General features: G+C 66.2%; 1 protein-coding gene and 1 pseudogene. One reads left to right on the plus strand and one right to left on the minus strand.

Going from position 1 to position 1,299, the window contains the following annotated elements; genetic code table 11:
* Positions 1-546 (plus strand): annotated as a pseudogene (locus A5780_RS43080) (hypothetical protein); the annotation flags it as partial.
* 12 nt (positions 547-558) lie between these two features.
* On the opposite strand, the gene A5780_RS43085 reads toward A5780_RS43080, so the two are convergent.
* Positions 559-1,299 (minus strand): acyl-CoA thioesterase domain-containing protein (locus A5780_RS43085; RefSeq protein WP_082976435.1); only part of this gene is annotated, 741 nt, incomplete at its 5' end.

Raw genomic sequence — 1,299 nt, forward strand, 5'->3', positions numbered from 1 at the left:
GCTGCCACCGAACAGCCGGGACGCGCTGGACTCCCACCGCACCTCGCCGAGGACCTCGACCTGTCGAAAGTCGGAATGTTCGGTCACTCGCTAGGCGGGTCGACAACCGTGCAAACGATGCACGACGACCACCGTGTCCGTGCCGGCGTCGATCTGGACGGCCCGATCCTGGGCTCTGTCGCCGCGGACGGTCTCGACCGGCCGCTGCTGATGCTGGCCAGCGACACCTCGCCCTGGTTCGGCAATCCGGGCTGGGAACCGCGCTGGGCAACCAACACCGGGGTGAAGATCCCCCTGCGCATCGCAGGAACCCAGCACATGTCGCTGTGCGACCAGCAGATCATCCTGCCGCAACTGACCACGGCCGGCCTGCTCGAGCCCGCCAAGAAGGCCGAAGCAGTCGGCACAATCGACACGGCCCGTTCGATCGACCTGCAACGGGCTTACCTGCTTGCCTACTTCGACGCCACCTTCAGCCAGCCTGGCACCGACATTGCTCAAACGATCGCCAGGCTCGCTCAGCCGGAGATGCTTCCTCACCCGTGAAGCACCCGCCGGTTACTCGCCGCCGAATGCGGCGCTGGTGGTGGCGGCGAAGTCGATTTGGCGTCGTGCGTTCGACAGTGTGCTGACCACGGAGGTGCCGACCGGGCCGGTGCGGTCGTAGAGGGTGGCGCTGCCGATGGACACGCCCGCCGAGGCGATGGTGTTGTCGGCGCGTAGTCCGAGTTCGCAGCCGATCGGCAGACGCGAAAGAGCCACGGTCACATCGGCGTTGATGTAGCCGGCGCCTTCGGTGCCCCAATGACACACGTGGTTCGTGGAGTCACCCAGGATCGCTGCGCGCTGGAACCCAGTGATCGGTTCCCCGGCGACCAGTGGTGGCAGGTTCTGCCAGAAGATTTTGCGGTCGGCGTTTTGATTCGCCGCGAAATCCTCGGACCAGTCGCGATCGCCGCTCTTGAACAGCGGCGGCGTCCCGCCGGGCACAGCACTCTCCTGCGGCGGAACCGGCAGCGGTTCGTCTCGGCTCCAGAGCTGGCCAGGCGGTTCGGTCCCGGTGGTGAGGAAAACGGCTGTCGCCCTCACACGTTGCTGACCGTCTTGCGACAGTGCCGCGTCGGCAACAGTGATTCGAGATCCTCGACGGACCACCGTGCTGCGCAGATCGAACGCGGCGTTGTCGACCGGTTGATACAGGTCGACTGTGAGTCGAGCGGGGATGAAGCCCTCCGGGCAGTGGGTCTCGAGTTCCCGGGCGAGCATGCCGGCCACGGCTGTTCCGCTCAGTTTGGTCGG

Origin of the sequence: Nocardia sp. 852002-20019_SCH5090214 (assembly GCF_001665865.1) — a bacterium.
GTDB lineage: Bacteria > Actinomycetota > Actinomycetes > Mycobacteriales > Mycobacteriaceae > Nocardia > Nocardia nova.